At 45.6% G+C, this 18,838-nt stretch carries 16 protein-coding genes; 7 read left to right on the forward strand and 9 right to left on the reverse strand.

What is annotated here, in order from left to right; all coding sequences use genetic code 11:
* Genes MHB56_RS20645 through MHB56_RS20655 form a run of 3 tightly spaced genes read right to left on the reverse strand, consistent with a single transcriptional unit; the run spans position 1 to position 3,926 of the window.
* Complete coding sequence (locus tag MHB56_RS20645; protein ID WP_076193012.1) at positions 1–1,224, reverse strand: Ger(x)C family spore germination protein; 1,224 nt, start codon at positions 1,222–1,224, stop codon at positions 1–3.
* Positions 1,217–2,320 (reverse strand): GerAB/ArcD/ProY family transporter, encoded by a 1,104-nt coding sequence (locus MHB56_RS20650; protein WP_076185704.1) that lies wholly within the window; start codon positions 2,318–2,320, stop codon positions 1,217–1,219. Before MHB56_RS20650 ends, MHB56_RS20645 begins: the two co-directional genes overlap by 8 nt.
* Complete coding sequence (locus MHB56_RS20655; RefSeq protein WP_139330130.1) at positions 2,313–3,926, reverse strand: spore germination protein; 1,614 nt, start codon at positions 3,924–3,926, stop codon at positions 2,313–2,315. Before MHB56_RS20655 ends, MHB56_RS20650 begins: the two co-directional genes overlap by 8 nt.
* Before the next feature lie 170 nt (positions 3,927–4,096).
* Between MHB56_RS20655 and recQ the strand changes: the two genes are divergently transcribed.
* The 3 genes from recQ to MHB56_RS20670 are packed head-to-tail and all read left to right on the forward strand — an operon-like array spanning position 4,097 to position 8,014.
* A complete protein-coding gene (gene recQ / locus MHB56_RS20660) occupies positions 4,097–5,932 on the forward strand; it encodes a DNA helicase RecQ (RefSeq protein WP_076193010.1) in 1,836 nt (611 codons plus the stop codon).
* A 15-nt stretch (positions 5,933–5,947) separates the two neighbouring features.
* On the forward strand, positions 5,948–7,855 hold the full coding sequence (locus MHB56_RS20665; RefSeq protein WP_076279505.1) for a B12-binding domain-containing radical SAM protein: 1,908 nt from the start codon (positions 5,948–5,950) through the stop codon (positions 7,853–7,855).
* Positions 7,856–7,885: 30 nt separating this feature from the next.
* Positions 7,886–8,014 carry a hypothetical protein gene (locus tag MHB56_RS20670; protein ID WP_341143944.1) on the forward strand — a complete coding sequence of 43 codons (129 nt, stop codon included), beginning with the start codon at positions 7,886–7,888 and terminating at the stop codon, positions 8,012–8,014.
* Between the two features lie 1,590 nt (positions 8,015–9,604).
* Here MHB56_RS20670 and MHB56_RS20675 read toward each other — a convergent pair.
* The 4 genes from MHB56_RS20675 to MHB56_RS20690 are packed head-to-tail and all read right to left on the reverse strand — an operon-like array spanning position 9,605 to position 13,158.
* Positions 9,605–10,555 (reverse strand): alpha/beta fold hydrolase, encoded by a 951-nt coding sequence (locus tag MHB56_RS20675; protein WP_076219070.1) that lies wholly within the window; start codon positions 10,553–10,555, stop codon positions 9,605–9,607.
* A 27-nt stretch (positions 10,556–10,582) separates the two neighbouring features.
* The gene (locus MHB56_RS20680; RefSeq protein WP_076128070.1) at positions 10,583–11,551 is read right to left on the reverse strand and encodes a type I phosphomannose isomerase catalytic subunit; all 969 of its coding nucleotides are present in this window, start codon (positions 11,549–11,551) and stop codon (positions 10,583–10,585) included.
* 48 nt (positions 11,552–11,599) lie between these two features.
* On the reverse strand, positions 11,600–12,202 hold the full coding sequence (locus tag MHB56_RS20685) for a class I SAM-dependent methyltransferase (RefSeq protein WP_341143945.1): 603 nt from the start codon (positions 12,200–12,202) through the stop codon (positions 11,600–11,602).
* On the reverse strand, positions 12,202–13,158 hold the full coding sequence (locus MHB56_RS20690; protein ID WP_341143946.1) for a TIGR01212 family radical SAM protein: 957 nt from the start codon (positions 13,156–13,158) through the stop codon (positions 12,202–12,204). Before MHB56_RS20690 ends, MHB56_RS20685 begins: the two co-directional genes overlap by 1 nt.
* 324 nt (positions 13,159–13,482) lie before the next feature.
* Between MHB56_RS20690 and MHB56_RS20695 the strand changes: the two genes are divergently transcribed.
* A complete protein-coding gene (locus MHB56_RS20695; protein ID WP_036679526.1) occupies positions 13,483–13,662 on the forward strand; it encodes a hypothetical protein in 180 nt (59 codons plus the stop codon).
* Between the two features lie 196 nt (positions 13,663–13,858).
* Positions 13,859–14,575, forward strand: a complete 717-nt coding sequence (trmB, locus tag MHB56_RS20700; RefSeq protein ID WP_036679523.1) for a tRNA (guanosine(46)-N7)-methyltransferase TrmB — start codon at positions 13,859–13,861, stop codon at positions 14,573–14,575.
* Between the two features lie 91 nt (positions 14,576–14,666).
* Here trmB and MHB56_RS20705 read toward each other — a convergent pair whose 3' ends face one another.
* Positions 14,667–15,782 carry an MGDG synthase family glycosyltransferase gene (locus tag MHB56_RS20705; protein ID WP_076128064.1) on the reverse strand — a complete coding sequence of 372 codons (1,116 nt, stop codon included), beginning with the start codon at positions 15,780–15,782 and terminating at the stop codon, positions 14,667–14,669.
* 51 nt (positions 15,783–15,833) lie between these two features.
* Positions 15,834–16,361 carry a phosphatase PAP2 family protein gene (locus tag MHB56_RS20710; protein WP_076128062.1) on the reverse strand — a complete coding sequence of 176 codons (528 nt, stop codon included), beginning with the start codon at positions 16,359–16,361 and terminating at the stop codon, positions 15,834–15,836.
* 404 nt (positions 16,362–16,765) lie between these two features.
* On the opposite strand from MHB56_RS20710, the gene MHB56_RS20715 reads away from it, so the two are divergent.
* Together MHB56_RS20715 and infC are read left to right on the forward strand one after the other, a co-directional pair.
* Positions 16,766–18,004, forward strand: coding sequence for a glycosyltransferase family 2 protein (locus tag MHB56_RS20715; RefSeq protein WP_036679513.1), 1,239 nt, complete (start codon positions 16,766–16,768; stop codon positions 18,002–18,004).
* A gap of 280 nt (positions 18,005–18,284) precedes the next feature.
* Positions 18,285–18,782: a translation initiation factor IF-3 gene (infC, locus tag MHB56_RS20720; RefSeq protein ID WP_036679510.1), complete on the forward strand. Its 498-nt coding sequence runs from the start codon at positions 18,285–18,287 to the stop codon at positions 18,780–18,782.
* Positions 18,783–18,838: the final 56 nt, after the last annotated feature.

Genomic DNA, 18,838 nt, shown 5'->3' on the forward strand with positions numbered 1-18,838 from the left:
TTAATTTTGTTTAAGACCTACTCTGTCGATGTGAGTTTTCAACTTAACTTCAACACTGAGATTGGAATACTGCTGCTCCCAGTCATGTTTGTCACGAATATTGGCTTTCCAGTAGGAGGGAGCATATGCACGAATATATTCACCCATGCCAAAGACATCGGAATGCGCTTGTTGAGTTTCTTCGATAAGGTGGTTGAAAATACCGATCACTCTCTTTTGAAAAATATCTTCAATCTTTTCTAAAGAACGGCTGGAATCGATAGGGATATCACTACGTAAATGCTCATCTAGAGCCGCCTCTAAAGTGAGGTTATAAGTGATGTGAGGTTTGCCCTCTTTGAAATGAACCTTCACCCTCGTGAACCGGTCGTTGACCTTGAGCATCACCGGACCGAATTCATCAGCATAAAAAAGATCGGAGTATCCCCCGGGATTAATGCCCTTCATGGACATATATGCGCCAATCTCAATCGGAATCGTCGATCCGACCATCACTCCACCACTAAAGTAAGCTAGGCCTTTAATCATGATATTGTCTTCCTGATGTAATGAGACGTAAGGCAGATAACCACTTTCGCCCCATTTGGATTCTGCTGACCAGAATACACCTATATAATCAGCGGGGAATTTTCCTGATGTTACTGCTTTTTCCATGGTGGAGAGGATGTAAAGGGTCGGCACTCGCTGGAGCGGAGGATTAATATTCATAAATTTAGCAGCCTCCCCTTCGGATACTAGCAGCCAGGTCCGGCGACGAACTTCTGGATTTCGCCGCAAATAATCATTTAAGTCATTCATGCTTTTTTTTGCGATGTCCTCACTAATAATAATCACTCGTAAATGAATTAGATAACGTGGATCAGAAATTTGCTGCTGTAAATTGTTCATGGCGTCATCTAAGGTGTACCCGTACACTTCTACGACCCATACTGGATTTTGATTCACGCCTCCGCCTTCACCCCCGCTGCCTGGTCCGAGTGGAACTCTTCCCGGAACCGCAATTTGGGCGGTCACACGGATTTTGGGAAGGTTAATATTTGCGCTTTTAAGATGAGTGGTTTGATCATCATTTATTTTGCTGTCTGGAGGGACGGAATCAATGGATAACCCTAGTACCAATGCACGGTCTTCTATTTCAAGCTGGTCCCAGCACCCTGAGAGTAAGCCAGACATGAGTGAGAGAATAAATATAAGAACTACACGCTTGTAAATTTTTTTATTCATGAGAAATGGCTCCTTTATTTCGGATTAGAGAGACTAACCATAATAAAAGAGGATAGAAGGTCAAAAAAATCAAACCGATTATCGCTGTAATGCTAGCAAATGAATAGACCTGAAATATATTTCTCGGCAAAAGTGAAAAAGTGATGATAAGTGGAAGTAAGAAGCTGGATATTAGGCGGTGATCCTTGTGCCGCAGCACTTGTTGCAGAGAGTATGCAGCTAAGTAGTAGTTCGTAAAGATGGAAGTGAATATAGAAACCACCCAAATTATTATAAAAAGAGCATCAAACCGTTCTAAAAGTCCTGCGCCGATGGATATGGAGCGAGCTGCTTCTAAGGTTGGATAGGAAAGTAATTTGGTTTCTTGAGCTCCAAACATGCCTAAAGTGACCCAAACGATCATTACATAAATGAATCCAATGATACAAAGCGCAACAGTGCCTGCTTTAAGGATCTGTTGAGGTTTTTTCATTAAAGGAACCAGCAGGATGATGACAAATGTGCCCTGATAAAGGCCAGCGGACGTAATCGTTCCTTTGGAAAAGCTTGAAAAGGTGGTGTGATTTCCGGTGAGGGGTAGCAAGTTTAGAACGTCAACATTTTTCATAGCTACCAAGGCAATTGCTATAACAGATAATAGAATAAAAGGTAAATAGAAAACATGAACATAAGTGAATTTCACAATATTTCTTCGGATTGATAAGGCAACCAGTAGGAGCATTAAGAGAATTACTGCTTCGATGGGTGTCTTTTTAAAGACAACCGCAACACATACTTCTCCGAATTGGCGCATGGTGATCCCGGCAGAAAAAGCAAAAAACAAAGAAATAAAAATGGAGAAAATATCCGCGAGCCCAGTTCCGAGAAGGCGGCGGCTGAATACGAACAACGTTTCGTTCGGGAATTTTCGGCAGACAGCTGCTGTAAACCAGCAACCCAAAAAAGCAACAGGTACACCAGAAGCAGTCACGAGCGGTGCACCACTGTCTCCGGCTTCAGCCATATAACGAGGAATACTTAAGATTCCTATTCCTATAATCGTACTGACGATTACAGCCATGACTTGGATCGTTGTTATGGGGCGGTTACTATTCATCAGCTTCACTTTTCTCCTTAAAAATCAGATCGGTATGCATTTTCGGAATATCCTTCGCAAGAAGATCAGGATCAGGTGTATTAAGAAAGCTTGGGCGGCTTCGCATCCACCATAAAGGTACCCGAACGATACTATCCTTAAGGTCCTTCCATATCGTAGGGACAAAGGGTGTCATGTAGGGAACGCCAAAAGATTCCAGGAATAACAAATGGTTGATAATAACAATAGTGCCCAGCATTACTCCGTACAGGCCAAAGCAGCCTGCCAATATGATCAATGGAAATCTAAGCATTCTTGAAGAGATTGCGGCATTGTAAGCGGGTGTGGCAAAAGACCCTATGGTCGTTATAGCGACAACAACTACGGTAGTTGGACTCGCCAGACCTGCTGCTACGGCTGCCTGACCAATGACAAGCACACCTACAATAGAAAGAGCCCCGCCAATCATTTGCGGTAGGCGAATGGTTGCTTCGCGCAGCACCTCCATGAAGACTTCCATAATCAGAACTTCCAATACGGCTGGAAAGGGTACGCCAGCTCTTGCACCTGTTATTGCTACGGCGAACTCTGTCGGCAGTAGCTCAGGATTGAAAGAGATAATGGATACATATAAGGCAGGGAAGAAAAGGGAAAATAATAATGCGATCAGGCGGATCATTCTTAGGAGACTTCCTACGATAAAACGTTCCGTATAGTCATCCATCGTCTGAAAGAATTGATTGAAAAGTGCCGGGACGATGAGGCAGAAAGGTGAGCCATCTACAAGGATGATGACTCGTCCTTCTAATAAAGAGGCTATAGATTTATCCGGACGTTCGGTTGGCTGAACCTGTGGAAACGGGGAAAGGGGATGATCCTCTATAAATTGCTCGATATACCCCGCATCAAGGATGCCGTCTACATTTATTGCTGATAATCTCTTCATCACCTTTTGAACTAGCCCTGGATCGGCTATTCCTTCGATATAACAAACAGCTACTTTTGAGCGCGTCCGTACGCCAAGAGGGGCAGTTACTACACGAAAATCCGGCGTTTGTAGTCGATAGCGAAGCAAAGAGATGTTGGATTCTAAATTCTCTATAAACCCATCACGCGAACCGCGTATAACTTGTTCAGTTTGAGGTTGCTCAATGCTACGATGCTCAATTTTACGCAGATTGAAGTAAAGTGCCTGATCCATTCCATCTATGATTAGAACTACATTTCCATCCAACAAGACGGAGACTAGAGTATTTAGGTCCTTAGTGCGGTTACCTTGTGTGACTTGTACCGTCATACTCCAGATGTAATCAGGTAAATCCTTTAGATCTTTTGGAATTTCTGAGTGGTCGGAGGAAACATTCATTAATGGCTTTAAAACATAGTTCTGAATTTGATTCTGGTCCACCACAGAAGAAAAAAAGATAATAGCCGCATCATATCTACCGTATACCTTGAAGTTACGGACAATAAGGTCGCTGTCTTCTCCAAAGACTTGTCGAATGAAGCTTATATTGCTCTTCAGGCTGGAATCCAATGGCTTTACTGGACGATTGTCCTGGGCAGAGGACTCGTTACGTGCAGGCTTTTGTTTAAAGGAGGTATATTTTTGTTTCCAATTTTGCACGGTCGCTCCACCTTTCTATGAAATCACGCTTATTAAAGCTTGGCTTAAAAGAAGACCTTTTATGTAAATATTTCAAAAGAAGAACAGGGTGATGATAGTTAAGAAGTGTTGCTCATTACACCATTGACCGCTAAACTAAAGATAGAAACGCCTAAGGAGTTATGAGAGATATGAAGATGCAAGCACCTACTATTGAACAGGCGCAGGCTGAGCTGCAAAAATATTACGGTTATCCAGACTTTCGGGATGGCCAGAAAAAGATTGTTCAGAACTTGCTGGAAGGACGCGACACACTGGGAATCCTCCCTACGGGTGGCGGGAAATCGATCTGTTATCAGGTTCCTGCACTGCTCCTGCCAGGGCTGACACTGGTGATATCACCACTGATCTCGCTGATGAAAGACCAGGTGGATGCGTTAACTACTGCGGGTATTCCGGCAGCCTTTATTAATAGCACGTTAAGCGGAAAAGAAGTGAATGAGCGGATTCGGGCTGCCCGGCGGGGCGATTTGAAGCTGCTCTATGTTGCGCCCGAAAGACTTGAGCTGGACTGGTTCCGTCTGGAAATGGCTGAGCTGTCTATTTCCTGCGTGGCTGTTGATGAAGCGCACTGTGTATCCCAGTGGGGACATGATTTTCGGACAAGTTATCTGTCGGTATCTCCATTTGTAGATGAGCTGCCTAAACGTCCGATCCTGGCAGCATTTACCGCCACGGCGACGCCGGAGGTCATGGAGGATATGGTCCGGCTGCTGCGCTTGCGCGAGCCGGGTATTTTCATGACGGGGCTAGGAAGAGATAATCTGGCAATGTCCGTGCTGCGGGGAGAGAACAAGCGGGAGTTCGTTATGGATTATGCGGCTACGCATTCTCACCAGCCGGGGATTGTATATGCGGCAACCCGCAAAGAAGTAGATGATCTGTATCAGAGGCTGCAAGCTTCTGGCATAGCGGCAGGTCGCTATCATGCGGGTATGAACGACCAGGAGCGGGCAGATAGCCAGGAAGGGTTCCTCTATGACGATATCCGGGTCATGGTGGCTACGAATGCCTTTGGGATGGGGATTGATAAATCCAATGTCCGGTACGTAATTCACTACAATATGCCCAAAAATATGGAAGCTTATGTTCAGGAAGCAGGTCGTGCTGGACGTGACGGGGAGCCGAGTGAATGTATTTTGCTGTTTAGTGCGCAGGATATTATGACGCAAAAGTTCCTGATCGAGCAGAATCCACAGGATACTGACCGTAAAGCTAACGAATATCGCAAGCTTCAGCAAATGATTGATTATTGCTATACTACCCGCTGCTTGCGCAGTGCCCAGCTGGATTATTTCGGGGAAGAGCATGGGGACAAGCCATGTGGTATCTGCAGCTCATGTACGGATGAACGAGAGCTAGTGGATATGACCGTCGATGCGCAAAAGATCTTCTCCTGCATCCACCGCATGCGGGAGCGTTATGGTGTAGCGTTGGTGGCATCTGTGCTGAAAGGCTCGCGCAATCAAAAGGTGATGCAGTACGGCTTCGATAAGCTGCCCACACATGGGGCGATGTCGAGCCGGACGGAGAAGGAAATCTCAGAGAGTATCAATGTGCTCATCTCAGAAGGGTATCTTGCCTTGTCGGAAGGCCAGTACCCTGTAGTACGGCTTCAGCCTTTGGCTGCCGAGGTCCTGCGCGGACAGCGTGAGGTGATGCAGCGTGTGGCACGGCCTTCGCGGACAGGTACAACATCTGGTACGAGAGTTCGTAGTCGGGGGCATGACCTGTCGCCATCAGCCGTCAATGAGACTGTCTTTGAGCAGCTGCGTCTTATCCGGCGTGAATTGGCAGGACGCGAGCATGTGCCGTCGTACATTATTTTTAATGATGCCACGCTGCGTGAGATGAGTGTGGTTTGCCCGCAGACCGAAGCGGAAATGCTGAGGGTAAAGGGTGTTGGGGAAGTGAAATACCGGAAGTACGGTAAGGCATTCTTAGAGTTTTTTCAAAATGAAATGTAGAAAAGGTCGTGTAGCATGAAAATCGTCCTGACCACGTTAAACGCCAAATATATTCATACCTCACTCGCAATCCGCTTGCTAAAAGCGTACAGTGAGCATGAATTTAAGGATATTCATTTGGCAGAGTACACCATCAAAGATCCCGTGATGAATATTGTGTCCGACTTGTTTCAGAAACGGCCAGATGTGATTGGTTTCTCCTGTTATATCTGGAACATCGAAGAGACGCTGAAGCTGATTGGTATTCTTAAGCAAGTGATGCCTGAAGTTACGATTGTTCTCGGAGGACCGGAAGTTTCGTATGAGCCGCTTCATTGGATGAAAAGAGAAGCTGGCATTGATTTTATAGTTAATGGAGATGGGGAAGAGACGTTCCACCATTTGCTGCAGGAGCTAAGGGATGATCGTAAGTTTCACTTTGTGTATGGAGCCGCTTATCGCAAGGGAGAAGAGATCATTGTCAATCCACCACGTCCCAAAAGCGATCTGAATACCCTGCCTACGCCGCATCGTTTTCCTGAGGATATTCCAGATTTGAGTAAACGTATTGTTTATTTTGAGACAAGCCGCGGGTGCCCATTTAACTGCCAGTTCTGTTTATCCAGTATTGAGGTAGGCGTACGTTATTATGATATTGAACGAGTGAAATCCGATCTGCTTTATTTAATACAGAATGGCGCCAAAATCATTAAATTTCTGGATCGTACTTTTAATATCAACCGCAACTATGCGATGGAAATGTTTCAATTCCTGATCGATAATCATCAAGGCTGCGTGTTTCAGTTCGAAATTACCGCAGATATCATGCGGCCTGAAGTTCTGGATTTCCTATCTAAGAATGCGCCTCCGGGTATTTTTAGATTTGAAATTGGGGTGCAATCTACCAACGATGAGACGAATGAGCTTGTTAAACGCCGCCAGAATTTCAAAAAGCTGTCCCGTACCGTAATGAAGATTAAGGCAAGCGGCAATATCGATCAGCATCTGGATTTGATTGCCGGATTACCTATGGAGGATTACAGCACCTTCCGTAAAACGTTTAATGATGTATTCGTTATGGAGCCGGAAGAGCTACAGCTAGGATTCCTCAAAATGCTGCGGGGAACGGGGCTGCGGGCGCAGGCGTCTAAATATGAGTACACGTATATGGAACACGCACCTTATGAAATCCTTAGCAGTCATATGATGCCTTTCTCAGACATTATCCGTTTGAAGCGGCTTGAGGATGTGCTGGAGAAATACTGGAACAGCCACCGGATGGACCATACGGCCAAGTACTTGATCCGTCATGTATTTGATTCGCCATTCGATTTCTTTCAGGAGTTCGGTGACTATTGGGAGGAGAGAGGCTGGCAAAAGATTGGCCATCAGCTGGAAGATCTCTTTACCCGCTTGCAGTCCTTCCTGATAGATCGCGGGACGCCGTCTATGGATGTTATAACTGGCTTGATGAAGCTGGACTATTTTCTTGGACACAAGTACAAGCCGCGCAAAATCTGGTGGGATTTCGTGCTGGATAAGTCGGATTGGTCGAGCTATTTGAAAGATATCGCGGCTAATCCGGGTCAAATTTCTGCCCAGTTAGCAGAAGCAGGACTTAACGAAAGAGAACTGCAAAAGTATACTGTGCTGGAAGTATTGCCATTCTCGCTGGAAGCGGTGCTGGATTCCATCAGTGGCATGCGTGCCGATGAAGGCTTGGAGGATAGTGAAGCTGATATGGCTAATCTGGAGGCGTTGCCTTCGGCAGACTCGCCATTACAGGGAGCAGCGGATAGTAGTTTAGAAGAGACTGCGCAAGCAGCAAGCTCGGCTGTAGCTGTAGCGGAGCCCGCTTCCATTAGGGAAGGGCGCACGCTACTAATCGTAATGTATCAGCAGAACGAGAGCCAACGCGCTCAGTACTACACACTGCCCTTGTAATAGGCGGGTGGAAGGATAGACCGTTCCTTTATGGGACGGTCTATTTTTTTGCCTTGGGCGATAGAGTCATCTGGATTCACAAGTGGCTGGGAAGGGGATGAGGTGGAGCTAGTGGCGATTGAGTCCGCATGTGGTGGAGGAGAGAGATGGTGGGGATAGTGACAACTGGGTCCGAAAGCGGTGAGTAACCCGACGCAGGCGGACCCAGCGGACCTTATACGTGGAATTATCCTGTTTTTTGGATGCTAACGGACCGCATAGTCGCTATTGGCACGAAACACACCCAATATGAACCTGTTTCGCATGAATAGCTGCACTGGAGTCCGAAACCTAGCTCGAAAGGCTATAAATTAGCAAATAGCGTCATTTGAGTCCGGAAGTAGCGGGGAGAGTAATGATGTGTAGTTAGTGACAACTGAGTCCGAAGCGGAGGAGGAAGATGATGATGATGTGTAGCTAGTGACAACTGAGTCCGAAACCTAGCTCGAATGTCTGAAAATAGCAAATAGCGTCATCTGAGTCTGAAAGCGGTGAGTAACCCGACGCAGGCGGATCCAGCGGACCTTATACGTGGAATTATCTTGTTTTTTTGATGCTAACGGACCGCATAGTCGCTATTGGCACGAAACACACCCAATATGAACCTGTTTCGCATGAATAGCTGCACTGGAGTCCGAAACCTAGCTCGAAAGGCTATAAATTAGCAAATAGCGTCATCTGAGTCCGGAAGTAGCGGGGAAAGTAATGATGTGTAGTTAGTGACAACTGAGTCCGAAGCGGAGGAGGAAGATGATGATGATGTGTAGCTAGTGACAACTGAGTCCGAAACCTAGCTCGAATGTCTGAAAATAGCAAATAGCGTCATCTGAGTCCGAAAGCGGTGAGTAACCCGACGCAGGCGGACCCAGCGGACCTTATACGTGGAATTATCCTGTTTTTTGGATGCTAACGGACCGCATAGTCGCTATTGGCACGAAAAACACCAAATATGAACCTGTTTCACATGAATAGCTGCACTGGAGTCCGATATCTAGCTCGAAAGGCTATAAATTAGCAAATAGCGTCATCTGAGTCCAAAAGCGGCGGGGGAAGGTGATGATGTGAATCTAGTGACGATTGAGTCTGCAAGTGGTGGAGGAAGGTGATCAGCTGGAGACTGAGTCCGAAAGAAAGCGGAGGAAGAAGGTGATGATATGTAGCTAGTGACAACTGAGTCCGAAAGCGGTGAGTAACCTGACGTAGGCGGACCCAGCGGACCTTATACGTGGAAATATCCTGTTTTTTGGATGCTAACGGACCGCATAGTCGCTATTGGCACGAAACACACCCAATATGAACCTGTTTCGCATGAATAGCTGCACTGGAGTCCGATATTTAGCTCGAAAGGCTATAAATTAGCAAATAGCGTCAACTGAGTCCGGAAGTAGCGGGGAGAGTAATGATGTGTGGTTAGTGTCAACTGAGTCCGGAAGTAGCGGGGAGAGTAATGATGTGTGGTTAGCGTCAACTGAGTCCGAAAGTGGTGGCGGAAGTTTATTTACTAAAGTTCAGATGCGCGGAGGAACTGGAGATTGTTAGATTGAGAAGTCTGCTGAGATAAGCTACGCAAAACGCAAAACGCAAAACGCAAAACGCAAAACGCAAAACGCAAAGAAGCGATCTCCCAAATACCGGGAGCATCGCTTCTATGTTGCCACATTTGTAATCTCGTTTCTCGTCTCATAAATTCACTAACAATCGCGTTTTTTCTTAACTTATCGTTGAAACCTCTGAAGGAAGGTGGCGCTCTAACCAGTTGAGCACATCGGCTGTGACTTGATCTCGATTCACTTCATTTAGCATTTCGTGTCTGCCTTCTGGATAGAGTCGATACTCAACGTCTGACACTCCTCGTTTCTTATACAACTCCGCAAGACGGGGAATGCCTTGACCGTTCATCCCGACAGGGTCCTTATCCCCACCAAATATATAAATGGGCTTACCTGTACACAATGTGCTAAGTGATTCCTCAGTATGGATCTCTCTTAGGAGGTGGAAGAAACCACGGAAAAAGCGTGTTGTACAAATAGCTCCGCAGAATGGATCGGAAATGTACTTATCTACTTCCGCAGTATCGCTGCTCAGCCAGTCAAATGTTGTTCTGACCGGGGAAAAGGCGCGGTTATAGCTGCCAAATACCAGACTGTTCAGCAGTACACTGCGATGATGCTCACCCTTTAGCTTAAGCTGCGCGCTTGCCAGAGATTCTCCAATACGCAGCATACTGCGTGGACCGTTTGTCCCGCTTAGGATAAACCCTGAATAGATTTCGTTGCCTTCTTCGCACATGAGTTTTTGACCCAGAAAGGAACCCATACTGTGTGCGAATAAAATGATGGGCTTTCCTTCATGCTTGGAGAGTGCTGCGGCACCTACCTGCAGAAGATTGCGCCGCATCCAATAAAATCCGTCCTCCCCAACATCACCAAGCAGATTGACTTGACCAGCGGTTCTACCATGTCCCCGGTGGTCATTGGCATATACTGCATAACCAACCCCGGTTAAAGCTTCCGCAAAACGAGCGTAGCGGGCGGCAGTTTCACACATCCCGTGTGAAATTTGCACGATTCCTCTAACTGGCACATCGGACTCAGGTAACCATTCATAGACATGGATGGTTACACCTATGGGATCCGTTAGAGTAAAGCTGTTTTCCTTCATGGTCCATTCCTCCTAAAGGTTCTCGACTTATGGTAAATAAGAGCGAAGCACAGTAGAATGACCCTCGATAGTATAACGGCCTAGGTTGGAAGGAATCAGATAACATTCCCCTGCGGCATAAGGCTGGGAGCCGCCTTCCCAAGTCAGATGTCCGCTGCCTTCGCAGATAACCAGAATAGTGAAGCTGTCTTCTGAAGTGGTGAGATCCCATGAACCATTTACGATCCCTTTTTCGACAATAAAATAAGGTGAAGCGGCAAGCTGCAGCCACTCTCCAGGCACTGCATGATCGGTCTTCATCGAAGTAGCGCCAGCGCCTTCATAAGCTGTAACATTCAGAGAATCCTCGATATGAAGCTCGCGTGGTTTTCCATCTAGACCTGGACGGTCGTAGTCATAAATACGGTATGTAGTGTCGGAATTCTGTTGAATTTCCGCTACAACGACACCAGCGCATAGAGCATGTACCGTTCCGGCAGGGATGTAGAAGGAATCGCCAGCGGAGACAGATACCTCTTGAAGGCTATCCATAACCGTGCCTTTTTCCAGTGCTTCGCGTAATGTTTCACGGTCTACGCCTTCTTTAAGGCCGTAGATGATTTTTGCATCTGGCTTAGCGTCTAATACGTACCACATCTCTGTTTTACCCAGTTCACCTTTAGGCAATCCTACATAATCATCCGTAGGATGGACTTGAACGGAAAGGTTGTCGTTGCAATCCAACAATTTGATCAAGAGTGGAAATCTTCCACCAGCTTCTGATATTCCCTTGCTTCCGAACCACTCGTGACCAAATTGCTCACGAATTTGATCCAGACCTTGTCCAGCTAATTCTCCATTAACCACCGAAGATGTTCCATTCGCATGATCGGCAATCATCCAGCCTTCACCAATATGGCCTTCTGGTAGATTCAGGCCGAATTTCTCCAGCGCGCGGCCACCCCAGACACGTTCTTTAAACTCCGGTTGAAATTTTAAAGGATATGGTTGTGTCATTCGTAATCTTCCTTCCCAATTACAAGATTGTTTGATTGTTTACAAAGCTTAAGATGGGGAACCTTTTTTCTTCTCGAGGGCAATTACATAAGGTGCGTCCGTGCGCTGCAGCTGGCGATATACAATGCTCTGCGCTACCTTAGGGGAAACAGTCGCAGCCCAAGCTTCAACAGCGGCGGCCTCGAGATCTCCGCCTGCATGGCCAGGATACAGTACAGCCGTAATAATTCCCCCCGGACGCAGCAGCTGGAGTGAAGCTTCCAGGGCTGCAATAGAGCTATCCGGCTCAGTAATGATATTCTTGTCGGCATCGCCTGAAGGCAGATAGCCAAGATTGAACATTACAGCACCAACGGTGCCTAGCCAGTTAGCCGGGACGGCTTCTGCCATTTCGGCATGGCTGCGTTCCAGTAAGGTAACGGCAGAGAGTGAGGAAGTGTCCTCCCGCGCAAGCCGGAGACGTTCTTCTGCCAGCTTCAGCGCCGCAGCTTGAATGTCAAAGCCGTAGACTTCGCCACGAGCTCCGGTTGTTTTGGCTAGAAAAAGCGTGTCAGCACCAGTACCTACAGTTGCATCAATCGCACGGTCACCTAAAGTTAGCCGCTCAGAGATTAATTTATGAGCAAAGCTTAGAACGGACATAAAGCCCATTAGCCCTTCCTCCAATACTTACCCTGCCAAGTATCACGAGCAACAAGCTCATCGTCAATGGCATTTAGCACTTCCCATTTCTTGAGACTCCACATCGGTCCAACTAAGAGATCCCGTGGGGCATCTCCAGTCAAGCGATGAACAATCATCTCAGGGGGCAGAATTTCAAGTGAATCAGCAATCAGCTTCACATACTCGTCCTGTTCCATGAATCGGAGCAATCCTGCTTCATACTGCTTCACCATTGGTGTTTTGCGCATGAGATGCAGAAGGTGAATCTTAATTCCCTGCACATCCATGCGAGCTACAGCAGATACCGTTTCAAGCATCATTTCGTGCGTCTCCTGTGGGAGACCGTGAATGATATGGGTACAGATTCGAATATTGTGACGGCGCAGCTTCTCCACAGTCTCCACATAACACTGCGTATCATGCGCCCGGTTAATAAGCTCAGAAGTGGAGTCATGTATAGTCTGAAGACCCATCTCTACCCAAAGATACGTACGCTTGTTCAGCTCTGCTAAATATTCGACCACATCATCCGGCAGACAGTCAGGGCGAGTAGCAATAGACAATCCAACGACACCAGGCTGCTGCAAAATAACTTCGAAATATTCTCTCAGCTCTTCGACCGGAGCGTACGTATTAGTATAGGCTTGGAAGTAACCGATATATTTAGCATTTGGCCATTTCAGATGCTGTCTGTCACGGACGTTATTGAATTGTGTGACTAGGTCATCTCGGCGGCTTCCGGCAAAATCACCAGAACCTCTAGCACTGCAAAATGTGCAGCCTCCCTTAGCAATGGAGCCGTCACGATTGGGACAGGTAAAGCCTGCATCAAGCATAACTTTGAATACCTTGGTGTTCATGTGTTCACGCATTTCGTAATTCCAAGTATGAAAACGTTTATCTCCCCAAAGTTGCGGAGGAGAAGTGTATTGAAGATTAGACACGAGAAGCCCCTTTCTGAAAATATAATTATGGATAAGATTCCTTATCCTTATATTTTTCTGAGACAGATGGCGTCCTTATCCCAGAGAACGCACAGCCGTTTCTTATAATCCAATACATTGTATCAAAAAACCGAGCTCGGCGTAACATTGACTCCTCATAACGGTATGAAAAATAGGCAGGAAATAAGGCGCTTTCAGCTTGAAAATGCTTACATAGTATGTTATATTCAGAGTGTGAAAAGCTGCTGTGGCATAAAGAAATTCATCCAAGAGTTCATAATTTCGTGTCGTCCGATCCATAATAATAACCGTGAGGTGATAGCAATGAATTCTCAAACGGTATATGCTGAGGGTAAAGATTCGATTGAAGTCCACTTAACACCAGATGAAGCCCTTGCACTAACGGGCGTGGAATTTAACGGCAACCCTAAGATCAAGACAGATGCGCAGCGCAAAATTCGTAGCGCATTCGAAAAAAAGACATTTGCCACAAACACAAAGTAAATCCTGATTTGCCAGACAAGAACGAAATCTATTCCAATATACAACAACGAAGGAATTCCTCTGAACAGCTCATTTAAGAGCTGAACCAGAGAATTCCTTTTTCTTTTTTTACCGCAATCCCTTTACTTTTTGGGACAATTTCGGCACAATATTGCAAGTGACAGTTATCGTATAAGAGATAATCGGAGGAATACCTATGCGTTTACGCGGAAGAAAAGGAATACGTGAAAGTTTGGAAGAACAGACGGATTTAGTCATTCTAGATCCTCGGAGTTATAAAGGTGAGTGGTCCAAGCTGTTCGGTAACGATCATCCGATCCATGTGGAGTTCGGAATGGGCAAAGGACAGTTTATCAGCCAAATGAGCTTTAAATATCCTGATATTAACTTTATCGGAGTGGATATGTATGATGAGCTGATCCGCCGTGCTGGAGATAAGGCTAGAGCAGTATGGGAGCCGGCAGGACATGAAACACCGCCTAACCTGAAATTGGCACTTGCAAATATCGATTATGCTGAGGAAGTATTTGCTCCGGGAGAGCTTGAGCGGATTTATCTTAATTTCAGCGATCCGTGGCCTAAAAGCAAGCATGCCCGGCGTCGTTTGACACATCCACGTTTTCTTGACAAATATCGCGGTTTGCTTAGCGATCTAGGTGAAATTCATCTAAAAACAGATTCCCGCAGTCTTTTTGAGTTCTCATTAAATGCCTTTGCGGACTTTGGCTTGCAGATGAAAAATATTTCTTTGGACCTACATGCAGATGGCATCATCAACGAGGATCATATCATGACAGAATATGAGACGAAATTTGTCGGACGTGGCGTGAATATCCATCGTTGCGAGGCAATTGTAGGTGCAGAAGCACTCAAACAGTATCAGGCTACCCGATTGGATAAATATCGGCTGTAGTTACAAAGCACTGCTTCAAATGGCATGCTTCAATAATAAAGCGGCAACTCTCCAAGTAAAGTAGTTTGGAGGCTGCCGCTTTTTTAATTAACTATTCCAATAATTCGATGATACTCTGAGCACATTGTAAAGGATGGTATCGCGCAATTTCTTCAAGATGAAGTTTGCGCTTGTTTTGCACATCCTCATAGTTGTTTAAGAGGCGCTCCATCCACATTTCGACAACCTCTAAAGATTCGATGGGTTCTCCGAAGCCGGCTGCAGTAAAGTAGCGGCAATTCTCCTCCTCCTGCCCGGGAAGAGGGTGATGGAAGAGCATCGGAATACCTTTTGCAAGCCCTTCACTGCAGGTCATTCCTCCCGGTTTTGTAACCAGCAGATCGGACACCTCCATCAGCTTGTGGATTTCACGCGTAAAGCCGAGTAAGGAGATATTAGGATGATTATAATGCGGGTCTTCTTTCATTTCCTTTAGCAGCTGTTCGTTATTGCCGAGACAGAAAACAATCTGAATCTTGTCACGCCATTCCGCCAGACAAGCATTTACGACTTGGTCGTTCATGATTCCCCAGCCTCCGCCCATGACAAGAACGGTTGGCATCTCCCGCAGATTGAATTGCTCTCGAATCTCCTGCTTTCCGGGATGCTTCCAAAAATTAGGGTGTATCGGTATACCTGTTACCTGAATTTTCGTGGCAGGAATATTTCGGCTGCGCAATTTGGATTTAACCTCAGGTGTTGAAACCAGGTAAAGGTCTACCTCTGGGCTAATCCAGGTTGCATGCGCATCATAATCGGTTATGACGGTGACGAGCGGCACATTTAGGGTAGGATCCAATCTCTTTAGGCGGGACACTACAGCACCTGGAATAAAATGTGTGCAGACAATTACGTCGGGTTTCAGTTGTCTCACAATATTTTTGGCATGCGTATAAAATATACGATGCAAGGCAAGCGTGGTAAGACGATTGAATGATTTCTGGTGACGGTAGACATAACCCATCAATTTAGGCTGTGTCGTTACCGTCTTTCGGTAAGCAGACAGAATAATAGGTGCCATCTTGGGGTTTAAAAAATTTCCAAGTTCTAGCACCTTCGTTTGTAAATTAGGCGATAATTGGCGCAGACTGCTCGACAACGCATAAGCTGCTTGTGTATGTCCGGCGCCAAAACCTTCCGAGAGTATTAAGATTCTTTTTTTACGCAATGTTGATTCACCTATTCTCAAGGGTTTTCCCGGTTATTAACAATAAATGCTTTACATCCATAAGGCTATAGTACCAGCTGCTACGCAGGAACCGATCACTGCGCCAGCTATAACATCTGATGGATAATGCAATCCAAGATAAATACGAGAAAATCCGACAATACAAGCTAGCGGCAGCAGAATAACGGTCAAAGCAGGAAACGCCAGCATATAAGGGACCGTAGAAGCAAAGATAGCTGTAGTATGACCAGATGGAAAAGAATGATCCTTTAATGGATTACGAAAAGTATTGGTTTCCGGTAACGCCAGATAAGGACGCATACGCGGGTACAGTTTTTTGGCGATAGCTACGGGTATATGGCTGACAGCTAGTGCTGTCAAGGCTTGTAAACCTGTAGTTCTCCAAGGCTCAGGAGCTAATACCCATACCAGTATATTGATAACAATCGTGCTTGTAGCTCCACCCAAATGAGTAAGGTAAAAGAGCCAAAAGTTCAAAAAACGATTATGCATTCGTCCGTTGATCCACTTAAAAAGATGCCGCTCCCAGAGATGTAGTTTCATGAATAAATGTCTCATATCTAATTCCCTCCGCTAGTCCGGCTACCGTTAACAGATGTTAATGCAGTAATCCGTTCTATAGCTTAGATCTGTCTTAATCATACTTTTTAAAGGTAGTTCATTTCAAGGAAAAGCTCAGGTTTACACGAAATTTGCCAGTTTTGACTTAGAGCACTATTACGCTTTACAATGATTCAAGCAGACTAAACCTGTTTAAAAGGGTAAGAGATAAATAAGGATTCAAAAAAAGGAATCCATAGAATTCTTTTAAACAGCATATATAAAAATTGTAAAGTCTGCCGAGAATAAGAATACTCTTGGTCTATTGTTAAGGGATGCAACAAAAGGGTCAGAAAGAACGTCAAGCAAGCTAGAGAGAAAAAAAGAACACCAAGAGTGAAAAAAGGGGGCATCAAAAGGTCATGACAGACGCACTGTTTGTTACGCTCCAAGTGATCTTGGCAGCAATCGCAGTCTATCAGTTTACGTTTTCATTATTCGGACTGCACAGGAAAAAGAAAAAAACGCAGTATAAGCCGGAAAAATCTTTTGCCGTACTTGTTGCCGCACATAACGAGGAAGAAGTTGTCGGCGCATTAATGGAGAATCTGAAGCAGCTTAATTATCCATCAGAACTGTACGATGTATTTGTAATTTGTGACAATTGTACAGACGGTACAGCGCGCATCGTTAGAGAACACGGCATGAACGCTTGTGTCCGCACCAATGCAAATCTGAGAGGTAAAGGCTACGCAATAGAATGGATGCTTAAAGAGCTGTGGGCTATGCCCCGGCAATATGATGCTGTTGTCATGTTCGATGCCGATAACTTGGCGCATACTGAGTTCCTGATGGAGATGAATAATGATCTTTGTTCAGGTGCACGGGTAATCCAAGGTTATATCGACACCAAGAATCCAGAGGATTCCTGGATTACAGCTGCTTATGGTATTTCGTACTGGTATATTAACCGTTTGTGGCAACTTTCACGCCATAATTTAAATATGGCTAACTTCCTTGGCGGAACCGGAATGTGTTTTGAGACCACACTTCTTAAAGAAATGGGCTGGGGAGCTACAAGTTTGGTCGAGGACTTGGAGTTTACGATGCGTAGTGCAGCACATGGTGTATATCCTAAGTTCAATTATGATGCAAAGGTATTTGATGAGAAGCCGTTAACCTTCAAGGCCTCCTCAAGACAGCGTCTGCGTTGGATGCAGGGGCACTTCACTGTTGCTCGCCGTTATTTTTTCCCATTGCTTTGGCAAAGTATTAAAGAACGCAGCTTAACGAAGTTTGACCTCGCGCTTTATGGAGCGAATGTATATATTGTATTGCTCACTTTTTTAATGACGGCGGTAATGTGGGTGGATATGGCGTTCTTTAACGGACCGAATATCGCTAACATTTACGGCAGCTTGCCGATCTGGCTCAGCTTCCTGGCTATTGGCGCCAATCTGGTGACTTTTGGTATTGCGATGGCATTGGAGAAGGTTACGTTCAAGAAAGTATATGCTTATCTTGTATTCTTCCCGATCTACTTGATCTCGTGGTATCCGATTACGTTCTATGCGTTCTTCACGCAGAACAATAAGCAATGGAGCCATACCAAGCATACTCGCGTAGTACGACTTGAAGAAGTACAAAGTAAGCAGGTATAAAATTCACGAAATTTCTGCATAAAAGGATTGACACCCCAAATAGTGTGGTGTATAGTATTCAAGTACGCAAATCATAGGGATTGCAAGAAGAAGCACCTGCTTCTCACCTGACTGGCATATTCGCCGGCTGGTTTTGATCTCAATGCTTTATGAATGTTAATGTTCATGAACGTTGATCAAACACGGGGTGTCGGGTGTTACCGGCACCCCTTTTTTATGGAGTTACGTGAGAATAGTTGTTAAAAAGATCCGGAGGTGGAGAGTTATCAGTAAGGAACATATGATCAATGATGAAATTCGGGCCAAAGAGGTACGGTTGGTTGGTGCGGAAGGTGAGCAAATCGGAATTAAACCGATCCGCGAAGCGCTGCAAATGGCGATCGATCTTAATCTGGATCTAGTCAATGTAGCACCACAGGCTAAGCCGCCGGTATGCCGCATCATGGATTACGGCAAGTTCCGTTATGAAACGCAGAAGAAAGAGAAGGAAGCGCGTAAAAACCAGAAGGTCGTTGATATCAAGGAAGTCTGGTTCCGTGCTAACATTGAGGAACATGATTATCAAACTAAGTTCCGCAATGTGATCAAGTTCTTGGGTGAGGGCGATAAAGTGAAGTGCTCCGTACGTTTCCGCGGACGTGAGATTACACACGCGAATATCGGCCAAAAAATCCTCGAACGAGTGAAGAACGAAGTGGCTGATATATCTGTTGTTGAGCGCCAGCCAAAGCTGGAAGGCCGCAGCATGATTATGATTTTGGCTCCTAAAGCTCAATAAATCTGGAGTCACTTGCTTATCTGCAATTTGGCGCCGCATAATATTCAAGGAGGAAA

Origin of the sequence: Paenibacillus sp. FSL H8-0315 (genome assembly GCF_038005365.1) — a bacterium.
In the GTDB taxonomy this organism is placed as follows: Bacteria; Bacillota; Bacilli; order Paenibacillales; family Paenibacillaceae; genus Paenibacillus_AQ; species Paenibacillus_AQ odorifer.